Source organism: Achromobacter xylosoxidans (assembly GCF_002192695.1).
In the GTDB taxonomy this organism is placed as follows: Bacteria; Pseudomonadota; Gammaproteobacteria; order Burkholderiales; family Burkholderiaceae_B; genus Achromobacter; species Achromobacter xylosoxidans_C.
In genome coordinates this window covers 1-15,715 of record NZ_MTLG01000104.1, presented here as the reverse complement: position 1 = coordinate 15,715, position 15,715 = coordinate 1, and the positions used below count along the sequence as shown (strand labels likewise).

18 protein-coding genes are annotated in these 15,715 nt (G+C 65.9%); 15 read left to right on the top strand and 3 right to left on the bottom strand.

The genetic code is table 11. The features are described 5' to 3' along the window. Positions 1–65: 65 nt before the first annotated feature. Positions 66–761: a Crp/Fnr family transcriptional regulator gene (locus BRO63_RS24635; RefSeq protein ID WP_179215206.1), complete on the top strand. Its 696-nt coding sequence runs from the start codon at positions 66–68 to the stop codon at positions 759–761. Positions 762–764: 3 nt separating this feature from the next. Here BRO63_RS24635 and BRO63_RS24630 read toward each other — a convergent pair whose 3' ends face one another. After that, complete coding sequence (locus BRO63_RS24630; RefSeq protein WP_088142311.1) at positions 765–1,448, bottom strand: M23 family metallopeptidase; 684 nt, start codon at positions 1,446–1,448, stop codon at positions 765–767. Positions 1,449–1,655: 207 nt separating this feature from the next. Between BRO63_RS24630 and BRO63_RS24625 the strand changes: the two genes are divergently transcribed. The 11 genes from BRO63_RS24625 to BRO63_RS24575 all read left to right on the top strand — a co-directional run bounded on the left by BRO63_RS24625 (position 1,656) and on the right by BRO63_RS24575 (position 10,825). Next, complete coding sequence (locus tag BRO63_RS24625) at positions 1,656–2,081, top strand: DUF2946 family protein (protein ID WP_088142310.1); 426 nt, start codon at positions 1,656–1,658, stop codon at positions 2,079–2,081. A 61-nt stretch (positions 2,082–2,142) separates the two neighbouring features. Further along, complete coding sequence (locus BRO63_RS24620) at positions 2,143–2,766, top strand: SCO family protein (RefSeq protein WP_088142309.1); 624 nt, start codon at positions 2,143–2,145, stop codon at positions 2,764–2,766. Positions 2,767–2,804: 38 nt separating this feature from the next. Further along, entirely contained in the window at positions 2,805–3,299 is a 495-nt protein-coding gene (locus BRO63_RS24615; RefSeq protein WP_179215205.1) for a copper chaperone PCu(A)C, read from the top strand. A 252-nt stretch (positions 3,300–3,551) separates the two neighbouring features. Continuing rightward, entirely contained in the window at positions 3,552–3,911 is a 360-nt protein-coding gene (locus tag BRO63_RS24610) for a DUF4148 domain-containing protein (protein WP_088142308.1), read from the top strand. Between the two features lie 237 nt (positions 3,912–4,148). Further along, positions 4,149–5,351, top strand: a complete 1,203-nt coding sequence (locus BRO63_RS24605; protein WP_088142307.1) for a HAMP domain-containing histidine kinase — start codon at positions 4,149–4,151, stop codon at positions 5,349–5,351. A 5-nt stretch (positions 5,352–5,356) separates the two neighbouring features. Beyond that, a complete protein-coding gene (locus BRO63_RS24600; protein WP_042794894.1) occupies positions 5,357–5,908 on the top strand; it encodes a response regulator transcription factor in 552 nt (183 codons plus the stop codon). A gap of 258 nt (positions 5,909–6,166) precedes the next feature. Beyond that, entirely contained in the window at positions 6,167–7,075 is a 909-nt protein-coding gene (gene cyoA / locus BRO63_RS24595; RefSeq protein WP_088142306.1) for a ubiquinol oxidase subunit II, read from the top strand. A 2-nt stretch (positions 7,076–7,077) separates the two neighbouring features. Continuing rightward, positions 7,078–9,054: a cytochrome o ubiquinol oxidase subunit I gene (cyoB, locus tag BRO63_RS24590; RefSeq protein ID WP_088142305.1), complete on the top strand. Its 1,977-nt coding sequence runs from the start codon at positions 7,078–7,080 to the stop codon at positions 9,052–9,054. A gap of 3 nt (positions 9,055–9,057) precedes the next feature. Further along, a complete protein-coding gene (gene cyoC / locus BRO63_RS24585; RefSeq protein ID WP_042794897.1) occupies positions 9,058–9,672 on the top strand; it encodes a cytochrome o ubiquinol oxidase subunit III in 615 nt (204 codons plus the stop codon). Further along, a complete protein-coding gene (gene cyoD / locus BRO63_RS24580; protein WP_054451659.1) occupies positions 9,672–10,022 on the top strand; it encodes a cytochrome o ubiquinol oxidase subunit IV in 351 nt (116 codons plus the stop codon). The genes cyoC and cyoD overlap by 1 nt, the downstream gene beginning before the upstream one ends. Before the next feature lie 167 nt (positions 10,023–10,189). Beyond that, positions 10,190–10,825, top strand: a complete 636-nt coding sequence (locus tag BRO63_RS24575; protein WP_088142304.1) for a nitrogen fixation protein NifQ — start codon at positions 10,190–10,192, stop codon at positions 10,823–10,825. Between the two features lie 9 nt (positions 10,826–10,834). On the opposite strand, the gene BRO63_RS24570 is transcribed toward BRO63_RS24575, so the two are convergent. Further along, positions 10,835–12,919, bottom strand: a complete 2,085-nt coding sequence (locus tag BRO63_RS24570; protein WP_088142303.1) for a TonB-dependent receptor domain-containing protein — start codon at positions 12,917–12,919, stop codon at positions 10,835–10,837. Positions 12,920–12,997: 78 nt separating this feature from the next. Between BRO63_RS24570 and BRO63_RS24565 the strand changes: the two genes are divergently transcribed. From BRO63_RS24565 to BRO63_RS24555, 3 genes are all read left to right on the top strand, one after another. Then, positions 12,998–13,213, top strand: a complete 216-nt coding sequence (locus BRO63_RS24565) for a SlyX family protein (protein ID WP_088142302.1) — start codon at positions 12,998–13,000, stop codon at positions 13,211–13,213. A gap of 286 nt (positions 13,214–13,499) precedes the next feature. Beyond that, positions 13,500–13,856: a DUF4148 domain-containing protein gene (locus BRO63_RS24560; RefSeq protein ID WP_088142301.1), complete on the top strand. Its 357-nt coding sequence runs from the start codon at positions 13,500–13,502 to the stop codon at positions 13,854–13,856. Between the two features lie 237 nt (positions 13,857–14,093). Further along, a complete protein-coding gene (locus BRO63_RS24555) occupies positions 14,094–14,474 on the top strand; it encodes a hypothetical protein (protein ID WP_088142300.1) in 381 nt (126 codons plus the stop codon). Between the two features lie 166 nt (positions 14,475–14,640). Here the strand turns inward: BRO63_RS24555 and BRO63_RS24550 are convergent. Beyond that, a partial coding sequence (locus BRO63_RS24550; RefSeq protein ID WP_256943401.1) for a phosphate acyltransferase occupies positions 14,641–15,715 on the bottom strand: 1,075 nt, incomplete at its 5' end.

Below are 15,715 nucleotides of genomic sequence, written 5' to 3'. Positions count from 1 at the left end.
ACAGTGGTACGATCACAAATAAGAATCAATCGCATTAATTCTAGAGTCCCGAGCCCCCAGACCAAATGACTATTGTCAATTCACGATCCGCGCCCTTGATCGCGGCGCTGCGCCAGCATCCCTGGTTCGATGGCGTGGACGATGCCGCCCTGCTCGCCCTGGCGGGCCGCAGCCGCTGGCTGGAGTTCGACGCGGGGGACACGATTTTCTCGGAAGGCCAGACGGCCTCCTCCTGCCTGCTGGTTTGCGCCGGATCGCTGCAGGGCTTGCGCTACACCGTGGATGGCGACGACAAGGTATTCGGCCATGTCGGCCCGGGCGGCTGGCTGTCCGTGTCCACGCTGTTCGAGTCCGCGCCGCGTCACCTGCATGGCGTGCGTGCGCGCACCGACGGCAACGGCTGCCTGCTCAATGGCGAGGCGTTCCGCCAGCTCTGCCTGAACGATGCGCGCTTCGCCTGCCGCGTCATGGCGCATGGCGCCAACCTGATACGCCATCACACGGACCAGATCGATTGGCTGACGTCGAGTTCGGCCGAGGAGCGCCTGGCCGAATACATCCTGCGCGCGGGCAAGCCGCAGGGCAGCCAGCCCGTGGTGCTGCCGCTGAGCCATTCGCAGATCGCGGTCAAGCTGGGCATGCGCGCCGAAACGCTGAGCAGGATCTTCGCCAAATGGCGGCGCCAGGGCTATATATCGGACCGGCGCGGCGAGCTATGCATCCTGAAGCTGGATTCGCTCAAGCAACTGGTGCACATCTAGCACCTACTTCGGCGGCAGGGACCCCGCCGGATCGACCGCCTGCCCGTCGTAGCGCAGCTCGAAATACAGCCCCACCTGCTTGCTGTCGCTACTGCCCATTTCGGCGATCTTCTGGCCCTGGCTGACGCGTTGGCCTTCCTTGACCAGCAGCTTGCTGTTGTGAGCGTAGATGCTCAGGAAACTGGCGTTGTGCTTGACGATGACCAAGTGGCCATAACCGCGCAGGCCGCTGCCGGAATAGGCCACCGTGCCTTGCGCCGCGGCCACCACCGGCGTGCCGGAGGAATTGCTGATGACGATGCCGTTGGAGCCCGAGCCGTCGTAGCCGCGCGTGACCTTGCCCTGGGCGGGCCAGACCAGCGAGATCGCGCCCGGCGGGGCGGTGCGGCGCTTGGCGGTCGAGGTTGACGACTTGGGCGAGGGCGCGGGCTTGCCGCGCGCCTTGCTGGGAGCGGTGGACGTGCTGGCCTGCCCGGCCGGCGGCTCGACCCGCAGCAATTGCCCGACTTCGATGGCATTGGAATTCGACAGATTGTTCCAGCGCACCAGATTGCTCACGCTGGTGCCCTGCTTGCGCGCGATCTGGGTCAGCGTGTCGCCCGACTGCACGCGGTAGTAGCCGGGCTGGACCTTGGTGGTGCCGCAGGCGGACAGCAGAGCCAGCAGCGCCACTGCCAGCACGCACATCCATAGGCGGAAGGACGGCCAGGCCCGACGGGCAGCGGCGGGCAAAACGGGAACGGACAGGGTCGGGGCGGACGAGGAAAGCACTGAAACCTGGGGCACTGAGTGGGATGTCGGGATTTGAGTGCGTTCAAGGGTACCAAGATTTTGGCGCGCCATGGGCGGTGACGTCAGATGCCTGGCGCCGATGGCACAGGATAGAATGCCGCCATGTCCCGCCTCACCCGCCTCCAGCACCTAGGCCGCGCCGCGCGCGCGCGGGGCGTGCTGTGGCTGGCGCTCCTGGCCCTGGCGCTGCGCGCGCTGGTGCCGGCGGGCTACATGCCCGACGCCCGGGCGCTGCACGACGGCCGGCTCGCCGTTACGTTCTGCTCGGCCGCCGGCGATCTGTCGACGCTGACGCTGGCGCTGTCGCCCGGCGACAAGAACACGGCCGGGCACGACACCGCCGACACCGGCGCGCTCTGCCCCTTCGGCCTGCTGGCGCACGTAGCGCCCGCTCCGGCTCCCGCGCTCACTCCCCTGCTGTTGGCCGTCGGCCTACATGCGCTGCCCGCGCCCGCAAGCGATGCCCCGCCCGCGCCGACCGCTCCAGGTCCGCCGCTGGGGTCCCGCGCCCCGCCATTCCTCGCCTGACTCCGCCTGAACGCGCGGCCCCGCCGCGCCCCTGGACGAACCGTCAACCGACGAGGTTTACATGCATTCCCCCATTCTGCGCGCGCCCGCCGGCGCGGCGCGCTCCCACGCGCCCGATCCGCGGCGCCGCCTGCTGCTGTCCTCTTTCGCCTTGCTGGCCCTGGCGGGCTGCGGCCCCGATGCACCCAAGCTGCACGGCATGGATCTGTCCGGCATGCCTTCCGGCGACTTCCAGCTGCAGGACACCGAAGGCCGCCAGCGCAAGCTGGCCGACTACGCCGGCCAGCCGGTCATGCTGTTCTTCGGCTTCACGCAATGCCCGGACATCTGCCCCACGGCGCTCACCCGCGCGGTCGAGATCAAGAGCCTGCTGGGCGCGGACGCCAAGAAGCTGCGCGTCCTCTTCATCACCGTCGACCCCGAGCGCGACACGCCGGAGATCCTGCGCGCCTATACCCAGGCCTTTGATCCGGATTTCGTCGGCCTGCGCGGCGATGCCGAACAGACCCGCGCCGCCGCGCAGTCGTTCAAGGTCTTCTACCAGAAGGTCGCGACCGGCTCGTCCTACACCATGGACCACACCGCGCTGACCTACGTCATCGACGCCAGCGGCAAGCTGCGCATCGCCCTGCGCCACCAGCAGAGCGCGCAGGAATGCGTGGACGATCTGCGCACCGTGCTCTGACCCGAACCCATATATAGATAGAGATAGAGGCAACCATCATGAAAAAATCCGCGATCAAATCCCTGGCGGCCGCCGCCTTCGCCGTCTGCGCCCTGGCCGGCGCCAGCCCTGCCGCGTTGGCCCAGGATGCCGCCCTGAAGGTGGACGACGCCTGCGTGCGCTCCACCGTGCCCAGCCAGCACGCCACCGGCGTCTTCATGCGCCTGACCTCCGCCTCCGGCGGCCGCCTGGTCGGCGTGGAGTCGCAGGCCGCCAAGCACGTGGAAATCCATGAAATGGCGATGCAGGACAACGTCATGAAGATGCGCCAGGTGCCGGGCATCGCCCTGCCCGCGGGCCAGGCGGTGGAGCTCAAGCCCGGCGGCTATCACGTGATGCTGATCGACCTGGCCGGCCAGATCTCGCCCGGCGAGCACGTCGCCCTGACGCTCATCGTCGAAGATGCCGACAAACGCCAGCAGCGCGTGCCGGTGGACGCGGTGGCGCGCCCGCTGAACGCGGCAGCCGCGCCGGCTGCCGGCCACGGCCACTGAGCCCTCAGCCCGAAGCGTCCCCTTGAAAGTGGCGTGACAGCTATGCTGCACGGCTGAAACAGCTTCCTTGCAACAAGGCTGTCCGGCATGCAACGCCGCGCCGCGCGGCGGGTCGAATTGGAAAAGGTCCGGCGCGCGCCGTCGCGGCGCGCCGGGCCAGGCTTTCCCGCATCCAGGAATCGTCCGCGGACAGCATCGCGGACGTAGGCGCGGCCGGCCACGGCCGCAAGCTTTGATTGCCAGGAGCGTTTCATGAAGACCCTCAGCAGGACCTTATTGCTATGCGCCGGCTTGGCCGCCGCCGGGGCCGCCCAGGCCCAGACCACGCAGTACACCCACGACCTCTACGGCGACTGGCGCGTGACCTACGCCGCCCCCGCCGCCAAGACGGCGGACCAGGTCAGTGCCGAGCTGGCCCAGGCCAAGGCCAACGGCCAGTACACATTCGGCGACGAAGACTATCCTCCCCCGGTCATGTCGCACCAATCCGAAACCCGCGCCCAGGTCGACCAGGAGCTGCAGCAGGCGCAGATCCAAGGCCAGATGGCCTCCGACGAAGAAGACTATCCGCCGCCCGCGATGGCGCACAGCGGCACCTCCGATATCCACTGACACAAAGGCGGGACAGCGGCAGGCCCAGGCGCCATGCGCCCATATCGGGGACACATTAATCGCCGGCTGACCGGCGGCGGCGCCTGATTCGCCATACAATGCCAGCACATCCACCGCCGGCCCGCCTGAGGGCGCGGCGGGGCAGCCGGCCCCCTGCGCCGCGCCCCGGATGCCAGCGTTCCGCGCAGCCGGGCGCGCGTACCCGCCGGCAGCCTGCCGGCACCTCTGTGTCTGGATATGCCCGGTAGTTCCGCCTTTTCATTCCTGCGTACCCTCTGCAGCCTGCGCTGGCTCGCCATCGCGGGCCAGGCCGCCACCATCCTGCTGGCCAGCAGCGTCCTGGGCCTGGCCCTGCCGCTGGAGCCCCTGTGGATCGGCGTCGGCGCGCTGATCGGCTTCAACGTCTACGCCAGCCTGCGCCTGCGCCACCGCCGCGACCTGTCCCACGCCACCGCCTTCGGCCATCTGTTCGTGGACATGGCGGTGCTGGCCTGGATGGTGGGCTGGAGCGGCGGCATCAGCAATCCCTTCGGCATGATGTTCCTGATCCTGACCGCGCTGGCGGCCCTGGCGCTGCCGCGCAACTGGGCGCTGGCCGCGGCGGTGGCGGGCATCTCGGGCTACGCGGCGGCCGCGATCTTCGGCCAGCCCCTGCGCGGAGACGTCGACACCCATACCCTGCTGCTCTGGGGCATGGGCGCCAACTTCCTGATTTCGGTGGTGGTGGTGCTGGTGTTTTCGACCCGCCTGGCCTCGGACCTGCGCGACCGCGAGCGCGAACTGGCGCGGCTGCGCGAACGCTTCACCCGCAACGAAGGCATCGTCGCCCTGGCCACCCACGCCGCCGCGATGGCGCACGAACTGAATACCCCGCTGGCGACCATGACCCTGCTGACCGACGAGATCGCCGCCGAGGTCAAGGACGAAGACCTGCGCGCCGACGTCTCCACCCTCAGCCAATTGCTGGCCCTGTGCCGGGAACGTATCCGCAACCTGGCGGTCCCAACTGCGGTGGACCTGGTCCGCGTGGTGGGGCAATGGCGCTTGATCCGGCCGACCATCGACCTGCAGCGCTCGGGCACCCTGCCCGGCAGCCTGCGGGTGGATCCGGCCATCGCCCACCTGCTGCAGGCCCTGCTGAACAACGCGGCGGACGCCGGCGAAGCCGCCGACGCGCCCCGCGTGGACCTGCATCTGGAATACGGTTATGGCGCCCTGCGCGGCGAAGTCAGGGACTACGGGCGGGGCTTCGACCCCGACCAGACCCTGCTGCCGGCGACCAGCCTGTTCAATAGTGGCAAGCCGGGAGGGCTGGGCGTGGGCCTGGCGCTGTCGCACGCCACGGTGGAACAGATGGGCGGCGAAATGACCATGACCGCCGCCGAAGACGGCGGCACGCGTATCCGCTTTTACCTCCCGTTAGGGAGTACCGGGACTTGAGTGCAATGAACCCAACCGATCTTGGCCTGCTGATCGACGACGACGAACTCTACGTGCGCACCCTGCAGCGCAGCCTGTCGCGCCGCGGCCTGGAAACGCGTACCGCCACCGGCATCGCCGAGGCGCTGCGCGTGGCCGAGGAAATCCGTCCCGCCTTCGCCCTGGTGGACCTGCGCCTGGGCGAAGACTCCGGCCTGACCCTGATCCGTCCCCTGCGCGCCCTGCGCGCCGACATGCGCATCCTGCTGGTCACCGGCTACGCCAGCGTGGCCACCGCCGTCGAGGCCATCAAGCGCGGCGCCGACGACTACCTGCCCAAGCCCGCCACGGCGCCCATGATCCTGCGCACGCTGGGCCTGGTGAAGCCGGAAAACGTGACGATCGAAACCACCATGACGCCGTTGCACCGCCTGGAATGGGAGCATATCCACCAGGCCCTGCACGAAACCGGCGGCAACGTTTCGGCGGCGGCCCGCCTCCTGGGCATGCACCGGCGCTCCCTGCAGCGCAAACTGGCCAAGAAACCGGGGCCGGAACGCGAAGTGCTCATCGACTGATTTGTGCAGATGCGACAAATCGTCGCAGGGCCCTCGTGTGCGGGTGCGACATATCGTCGCACCCAGGAACCTTGCAGCAGGCCCCTGCCCCCCTAGGAAAACCCTGAATCTGCCCCCCTTGGGGCGGAATCCTCCCAGGCAATGCGACCATTCGTCGCATGCTTGACCCATATCAAGCCGATAGGATGGACGTTGCTGCCTAGCAGCATTCCAGTCTGCTGCTATGCAGCATTTTCCACCTTCCATCCAAGGCTGTACGTGAAACACCCCCTCCTTGCGACCCTTACGCGCATTCTCAGCGTCGGCGCGGTCATGCTGCTTGGCGGCTGCAACATGGAAATCCTCTCCCCCAAGGGAGATATTGGCGCCCAGGAAAAGACTTTGCTGTTCACGGCGACCGGGCTGATGCTCATCGTCGTGATTCCGGTCATTGTCATGATCCTGGCTTTTGCCTGGAAATACCGCGCATCCAACACCAAAGCTGACTACCAGCCCAAGTGGGCCCACTCCACCGCGATCGAAGTCGTGGTCTGGACCGTCCCTTGTATCATCGTGGCGATTCTCGCCGTGATCACCTGGCGCTCGACGCACGCGCTGGATCCCTACAAGCCGCTCGTATCCGAACACAAGCCGGTCACCATCGAGGTGGTTTCGCTGGATTGGAAGTGGCTGTTCATCTACCCCGAGTACGACATCGCCACGGTCAACGAGATCGCCTTCCCGGTCGATGTTCCGGTCAACTTCCGGATCACCTCGGCCACGGTCATGAACTCGTTCTTCATCCCCCAGCTGGGCAGCCAGATCTACTCGATGGCCGGCATGGAGACCAAGCTGCACCTGAATGCGACGGAAGCCGGCACCTACGCGGGCATCTCGGCCAACTACAGCGGCGCCGGCTTCTCCGGCATGCGCTTCAAGGCCATCGCCATGTCGCAGGAAGGTTTCGACAACTGGGTCAAGGAAGCCAAGGCTGCCCCCGTGGCGCTGACCCCCGAGGTCTACGCGGAGCTGAGCAAGCGCAGCGAGCGCAACCCGGTCGTCAAGTACTCCTCGGCGCCCCCCGCCATGTTTGATTTCATTCTTGGCAGCACCATGACCAAGATGGCCGGCGTGGACTCCGCCACGTGCACCCCCACGTCGAACAATCTGATCGCAGGAATTAACTAACAATGCTCGGGAAACTCACCCTCGAGGCCATTCCGTACCATGAACCCATCGTCATGGTTACGCTGGCCGCCGTGTGCCTGGGAGGCCTAGCGGTCTTCGGCGCCATCACCTACTTCCAGAAGTGGAAGTACCTCTGGACGGAATGGCTGACCACCGTCGACCACAAGCGCATCGGCGTGATGTACATCATCGTCGCCCTGATCATGCTGCTGCGCGGCTTCGCCGACGCCATCATGATGCGTACCCAGCTGGCGGTCGCGTCCTCCGACTCGGCCGGCTTCCTGCCGCCGCACCACTACGACCAGATCTTCACCGCCCACGGCGTCATCATGATTTTCTTCATGGCGATGCCCTTCATCACCGGGCTGATGAACCTCGTGGTGCCGCTGCAGATCGGCGCCCGCGACGTGGCCTACCCGTTCCTGAACTCGCTGAGCTTCTGGCTGTTCGGCGCCGGCGTCGCGCTGATGATGATCTCGCTGTTCGTGGGCGAATTCGCCGCGACCGGCTGGCTCGCCTATCCGCCGCTCTCCGGACTGGACTACAGCCCAAGCGTGGGGGTGGACTACTACATCTGGGCGCTCCAGATATCCGGGCTGGGCACCACGCTTAGCGGCATCAACTTCATCGTGACCATCCTGCGCATGCGCGCGCCGGGCATGGGCCTGATGAAGATGCCGATCTTCACCTGGACCTCGCTGGTCACCAACGTCCTGATCGTCGCCGCCTTCCCCGTGCTGGCCGCAACGCTCGCGCTGCTGACGATGGACCGCTACCTGGGCACGCACTTCTTCACGAACGACATGGGCGGCAACGTCATGATGTACGTGAACCTGATCTGGATCTGGGGCCACCCCGAGGTCTACATCCTGGTGCTGCCGGCGTTCGGCGTGTACTCGGAAATCGTCGCCACCTTCGCCCGCAAGACCCTGTTCGGCTACAAGTCCATGGTCTACGCCACGGCCGCCATCGGCGTGCTGTCGTTCCTGGTCTGGCTGCACCACTTCTTCACCATGGGCGCGGGAGCCAACGTCAATGCCTTCTTCGGCATAGCGACAATGATCATCTCGATCCCGACGGGCGCGAAGATCTTCAACTGGCTGTTCACCATCTACCGCGGCCGCCTGCGCATCACCACGCCGGTGCTGTGGACGCTGGGCTTCATGATCGTGTTCGTCATCGGCGGCATGACCGGCGTGATGCTGGCCATCCCCGGCGTGTCGTTCGTGCTGCACAACAGCCTGTTCCTGATCGCCCACTTCCACAACACCATCATCGGTGGCGTGGTGTTCGGCTGCATCGCGGGCATGACCTACTGGTTCCCCAAGGCGTTCGGCTTCACGCTGAACGAGCGCCTGGGCCGCTACTCGTTCTACTGCTGGTTCGTCGGCTTCTTCCTGGCCTTCATGCCCCTGTACATCCTGGGCTTCAAGGGCATGACGCGCCGCCTGAACCACTACGACAACCCCGAATGGCAGCCCTACCTGCTGGTCGCCCTGGCCGGCGCCGCGCTGATCATGCTGGGCATCTGGTTCCTGCTGCAGCAAGTGTTCGTCTCGATCCGCCAGCGCAAGCAGAACCAGGACGTCACCGGCGATCCCTGGGATGGCCGCACGCTGGAATGGGCCATTTCTTCGCCCGCTCCTTTCTACAACTTCGCCCACGTGCCGCACGTTGACTCGCTGGACCAGTTCTGGGAAGACAAGCAGAACGGCAAGGCCTACAAGCGCCCGGCCAAGTACGAAGACATCCACATGCCGAGGAACACCGCCGCCGGCGTATTCATCGGCGCCTTTGGCCTGGTCATGTGCTTCGCGCTGATCTGGCACATCTGGTGGCTGTCCATCGTCGGTTTCGTCGGCATGATCGGTTCGTTCATCGTCCGCGCCTATGACCGCGACGTCGACTACTGGGTCCCGGCCGCGGAAGTCGAACGCATCGAAAACGCTCACTTTGACAAAATGCAGAAGGCCGCCTGAGCCATGATTCAAGCCGTAGCCACTCACCCCCACGCGGGTCACGACGATCACGCGCATCACGATGATGGATCCAAGACCGTATTCGGTTTCTGGGTCTATCTGATGAGCGACTTGCTGATCTTCTCGGTGCTGTTCGCCACGTTCGCGGTGTTGTTCAACGCCACCGCGGGCGGCCCTACCGGCAAGGAACTGTTCGATCTGAAGTTCGTGCTGGTCGAAACGCTGTTGCTGCTGTTCTCCAGCTTCACCTTCGGCATGGCCAACCTGAACGTGCACGCCAACAACAAGAGCCGCGCCATGGGCTGGTTGATGGTGACGTTCCTGTTCGGCGCGGGCTTCATCGCGATGGAAGTCTATGAATTCCATCACCTGATCTCGATCGGCGCCGGCCCGGGCCGCAGCGCGTACCTGTCGGCGTTCTTCACGCTGATCGGCACGCACGGCCTGCACGTCACCTTCGGCCTGATCTGGATCATCGTCCTGCTGGACATGATCCGCCGCCATGGCCTGGATTCGATCAACAAGCGTCGTCTGGCGTGCCTGAGCCTGTTCTGGCACTTCCTGGACATCGTCTGGATCTGCGTCTTCACCTTCGTCTATCTCATGGGAGCCATCTGATGTCGCACTCCGCTGCGGCCGCACACGGCCACGACGATCACGCCGCCGACCACGGCAGCCTGAAGTCCTACATCATCGGTTTCGTGCTTTCGCTGCTTCTCACCTTCGGCTCCTTCGGCCTGGTGATGAACGGCGGACTGTCCCACGCCATCACCATCGCCGGCGTGGTTGCGCTGTGCGTGCTCCAGTTGCTGGTGCAATTGGTGTACTTCCTGCACATGGGCGCATCGAAGTCGGCCCGCGACAACCTGGCCACGTTTGTCTTCACCGTGATGATCATCGCCATCATCGTCGGCGGTTCGGCATGGGTGCTGTACAACATGAACGTCAACATGGGCCACGCCATGTGATGACGGCTTGCCGTTGAAGCAAAAACAGGCGCCTTCGGGCGCCTGTTTTTTTGCGCCGGCGCCCCGGGCCAGCCTTGCGTCCAGACAAGGACTGCGGAGGCATTTCGTTATATATTCAACACCATAACGATTTCATTAACAGTTTAATTACTGATCCTCCACCAACCATGCCCGCCGTTTCCATCGCCCCAGCAGCCGCTGCGGCCGACAGCGCCGAACCCACCCTGCGGTTCGCCGGCGCCTTGTTGCGCCATGCGCCGCCCAGCCATCCCGACGCGGGCTTCTTCGCCACCGTCATCGGCAAGAGCCTGGCCAGCGGCGACCTGGGACGCAGCGGCCTGTCGCCGCGCGAGCTGGAAAGCCTGATCGCCCGCCTCTTCCCCGGCGCGCTGACCGGCCACGACCCGGCGCTGGCTACCTTGCGCGCGCAGGCCGCCATCTACCCGGCCCGCGGCCTGGATGCGGCCCAGGCGGAGTTCACCCGCTTGCTGCGCGCCCTCCTGGACACCTGGGCTGCGCCCGGCGGCGCGGGCATCACAGCCTGGGTCAGCAGCGTGCTGACGCACGCCTGTTTGCGGCCCGACCATCTGTGGCGGGACCTGGGCCTGTCCGGACGCGAGGACGTCACCTTCCTGCTGGCGCGCCACTACCCCGGGCTGGTGGTGCGCAATGTGCGCAATCTGCGGTGGAAGCAGTTCCTGGCCTATTCCGCCTGTGAGCAGGCGGGCCTGCCGCCCGCCGCGGCGCCAGGCTGTCCGGCCTGCGAGGACCACGGCTTCTGCTATCCGGAAATGCCGGACTGAGCGCCGGCTTCAGAACCGGTACGTCGCCCCCAGGCCCGCTCCCAGACTGCGCCCCGCCGCCGGTTCGTAGTAGCGCCCGTTGCTCTCGTTGACGATCACGGACCCGGCATAGCGCCGGTCGAACAGGTTGTCCACGCGCCCATAGGCATTCAGTTCCCAGGCGCCGGCCTTGAGCACGTAGCCCGCGCTCAGCGCCGCGACGAAATAGCCTGGCGCATCGCCGTCGTTGGCGTCGTTCACGTAGATCTTGCTGAGGAAACGCCCTTCCACCGAGGCCTGCCAGCCCTCGGGCGGCGCCCAGGCCAGCGAGGCATAGGCGGCCTGGCGCGCGATGCCGGGAATCTTGTTGCCGGCGCGGATATCGCCCGGCCCGTCGTCGGCATAGCGCGCATTCAGCCAGGTATAGGCCAGCTGCGCGCGCCCGTGCCGCGCGAATTCGCCGGACCAGCCCAGTTCCACGCCGTCGCGCCGCGTGCGGCCGGCGTTCTGGTACGTGGTCCGTCCGCCCAAGCTGCCCGCGGACACGATCTCGTCGTCGGTGCCGGTATGGAACACCGCGGCCGTCAGCAGGCCGCCCGCAAGGTTCGCCTTCACGCCCGCCTCCAGATTGGTGCTGAGCGCGGGCGCCAGCCCGAAATTCAGGCCGGGCTGGCCACCCGGCCGGTACGAGATCTCGTTGAGCGTCGGCGTCTCGAAGCCCCGGCCATACGACGCGTATAAGCTCAGATCGGCGTTTGGCGCATAGCGGATGGCCGCCACCGGCAAGGCCTTGCGATAGCGCGCATCGCCGCTATCGTCGGCATTGCCCGACGCGATGTAGTGGTCGTTGGAATCGAAGCTGACGGTGCTATAGCGCAAGCCCGCGTCCAGCGTCCAGCGCGGCGACACCTGCCAGGAGGCCTGTAGATAAGGATCGGCGTTGTAGACGGTATTGGTCTCGTCGCGCCGCAGCGCCCCCTGCACGCCCAGTTGGCGGCTGGCGCCTGCGCCGGTGTAGTTCTGGTAGCCCTTGCGGTCCTCGCGCATGGAATCGTAGGCAAAGCCGCCGATCAGGGTCAGCGGCTGGCCCGCCATCGTCTGCTCGGAGGTCCAGCGCAGGTCCGCCCCGCCGTACTGGCGCTTCAGGTCGATGACCCCGCCGGCCTGGGTGGGCGCCATTTGCACGGCAGGAGGAATCGCCTGGTACTGCGTGGTGTCGCGCTGGCCGTAATAGGCCATCAGGCGCAAGGTATTGCGGCTGTCGACCTGACGCTCGTAGATCAGGCCGCCCTGGGTCTGCCTGACCGTCTTGCGGGTGTCGTACTGCTCGGCCAGCGGCGCCGCGCGCGGATCGTTCTGGAACTGTTGATAGGTCAGGCCCAGCGGATCCTGCGCCTTGAGGTCCACGCTGTTGGCCACGATGGTCAGGCGGCTGGCGTCGTCCAGTTGCAGGCCCAGCTTGGCATTGCCCAGGTTCTTGCGGGCGGCGCTGTGGTCGCGGTAGCCGTCGGTGGTAAAGCGGGTCAGGTCCAGCACGTAGTCCAGCGCGCCGGCTGCGCCGTTGGCGCGGGCGCCGTAGCGCCAGGTGCCGTAGCTGCCGCCCCAGCCGCTGGCCGTGAGCGAGGGCGGCGCCACGCCATCCTCGGTAAACACCTGGATCACGCCACCCGAGGAATTGCCGTACAGCGCGGAAAACGGCCCGCGCAGCACTTCGACGCGGCCGATGGAGCCGATGTCGATGTTCGAGGTCTGCCCCTGTCCGTCCGGCATGGTGGCCGGAATGCCATCCACGTACAGGCGCACGCCCCGCACGCCGAAGGTGGAACGCGCGCCAAAGCCGCGGCTGGAGATCTGCAAATCCTGCGCGTAGTTTTGGCGGTTCTGGATCTGCAGGCCGGGCACGCCGGCCAGGCCCTCCGACAGGTTGATGCCCGGCTGCTGCAGGCGCATGGCCGCGCCCTCCACCACGTTGACCGAAGCGGGCGTGTCCAGCACCGCGGTGCCCAGGCGGGTGCCGGTCACCACTACCGCAGGCAAGAGCGGCTCAGCCTCCTGGGCCCAGGCAGTTCCGGCCGGAAACGACGCCAGCAGGCCATGCACGGCCCAATGCCCCACGCCCGTACGCCACCATCGCCGCTGCGTCAAACACGCCTCCTGTAGGGGCCGCGGCGGGAATCGGTTCTAATACCCGCCATGGATAACTTGCAAGACATCGAACGCCGCCTGCTGGAGCTGGAGGTCAAGGCCAGCTTCTCGGACGACATGCTGGAACAGCTCAACCAGATCATCGTGCGCCAGCAGCAGCAGATAGACCGGCTGCTGCGCGAAGTGGCCGACCTGCGCCAGCAGGCGCCCGAGGGCGGCGCCCCCTTCCGCAGCTTGCGCGACGAAATACCCCCGCACTATTGATACGGGCCGCGCCCTCTCGCGCCGCCCTTTCCCGCCCGCGTCTGGTACTTCATGGAATCACCGTACTCCAGGCATTCCTGTGCCTGAAAATCCGTCCCCGATTCCATTGGTGGAAAATATATCCTAAGAAATTGACTATCTTTCCACTGATGGGAATATCTTTTACCAATATACGGGTTTATCCCTAGTCCGATTCAGCGCACTATTGAGCCATCGGGAAACAGCAACGAACCAGACGGATAGGCCGCCGATTCGCTCCCAAAGCTCTTGAAATCGGAGATTTACCATGAAGACCCTCGCTACCGCTTTGATGATGTCCCTGGCCGCGCTAAGCGCCGGCGCCTATGCCGCCTCGCCCAACATCGAACCCAACAACGTCCCGTTCCAGGGTGTCTACGGCACCCCTTATGAAGGCCCGACCCGCGCCCAGGTGCAGGCCGAACTGGCCGCTGCCAAGGCCGCCGGCCGGATGGCCGAAGTGGAACCGAACAACGTGCCCTTCCAAGGCGTCTACGGCACGCCCCACACCGGCAAGACCCGCGCTGAAGTGCGCGCCGAACTGGCTGCCGCCCGCGCCGCCGGCCAGATGGCCGATGTGGAACCGAACAACGTGCCCTTCCAAGGCGTCTACCACGGCAACTGAGCGCACGCGGATTTACCCCTCCCCTTGTTGTACCTTGGCCGCCAGCACCTGGCGGCCTTTTTTCGTCTGTGTGGAAGATGAAAGCCATGCGTCATGGAACGCGGCTTTCATCATTGCCCTGCGGGCCTCAAGGCAAAAACGGCCAATTTCAGGGAATGCGCAAGGCATTGTTCCATCTGTTCGCGTACTATCGCCCCAAGATCAGGCATAACACTACGACTCAACAGGGAGCCCATCTTGAAACACACCCGCGTTCTCGCCTCTTTGCTGATGGCTTGCGGCATCTCCGCGCCGGCATTCGCCGCGCCTCCGGTGATGCTGAACAATGCCATCATCACGCAGATCCCCAAGGCCGATCAGCCCTCGTTCCACGAAGCCGTGGCGCAATCGCTGAACAGCTCGGCCGACGGCCAGCGCACCCAATGGAGCAGCACGCACCAGCCGCGCAAGGCGCCGCCCATCACGGTGCAGCTGACCCCCACGCAGACCAGCAAGGTCAAGGACGACCGCGTCTGCCGCTTCCTGGTGGGTGATTTCGCCCGCGGCGCCACCACCGAAAAGTGGCAATTCTGGTTCTGCAAGCAGCCCGACGGCACCTGGAAGGCCAGCCGCAATTAAGGCCGTGCTGCGCTGAACCCCGGCGCCAGCGCAAGAAGCAACTTCTGCGCCAGCGCCAACTACAACTTCTGCGCCAGCGCCAAAAAAGCGCGCCGCTCCATGATGGAGCGGCGCGCTTTTTTTACCCCGTGCCGCGCGCGCCATACCGGCGCGCGCAACAACAGGCTCAAGCCGAGGCTTCGGTCCGGTTGGCGTCCAGCACGGTCATCGCGGTCATGTTGATGATGCGGCGCACGGTGGAGCTGGAGGTCAGGATGTGCACCGGCGCGTTGGCGCCCAGCAGGAACGGCCCCACCGCCACGTTGCCGCCGGCGGCGGTTTTCAACAGGTTGTAGGCGATGTTGCCCGAGTCCACGTTCGGGCACACCAGCAGATTGGCCTGGCCCTTGAGCGTGGACGAGGGCAGGATGCGCATGCGCAGCGCTTCGTCCAGCGCGCAGTCGCCGTGCATTTCGCCGTCGATCTCCAGGTCCGGCGCCGCCTGGCGCACCAGTTCCAGCGCGCGGCGCATCTTCGCGCCAGACGCCGAACTGCCCGAACCGAAGTTCGAACGCGACAGCAGCGCGACCTTGGGCGCCAGATTCATGCGGGCCATTTCCTGCGCCGCCATCACCGTGAACTCAGCGATCTGCTCGGCCGAAGGCTCGTCGTTGACATGCGTGTCCACCAACACCACCGTGCGCTCGTTGAGCAGCAGGATGTTCATGGCGGCGTATACATTGTGGCCAGGACGGCGGCCGATGACTTCATCCACGAAGCGCAGATGGTCGTGGTACGCGCCCACCGTGCCGCAGACCATGCCGTCGGCATCGCCCAGGTGCACCATCATGGCGCCGATCAGGGTCAGGCGGCGGCGCATTTCCACCCGCGCCATTTCCTTGGTGATGCCGCGGCGGCACATCAGTTCCCAGTACGTGGTCCAGTACTGATGGAAGCGTTCGTCATATTCCGGGTTGGTGACTTCGACGTCCTCGCCCAGGCGCAGGCGCAGGCCGAACTTCTCGATGCGCGACAGCAGGACGGCGGGACGGCCCACCAGGATGGGACGGGCCAGGCCTTCGTCCACGATCACCTGCACCGCGCGCAGCACGCGCTCGTCTTCGCCTTCCGTGAACACGATGCGAGACTTGCCGCCTTCGCGCACGATGCGCTTGGCTGCCGAGAACAGCGGCTTCATGAAGGCGCCCGAGTGATACACGAACTGCTGCAGCTGCTCTTCGTAGGCTTCCAGGTCGGCCAGC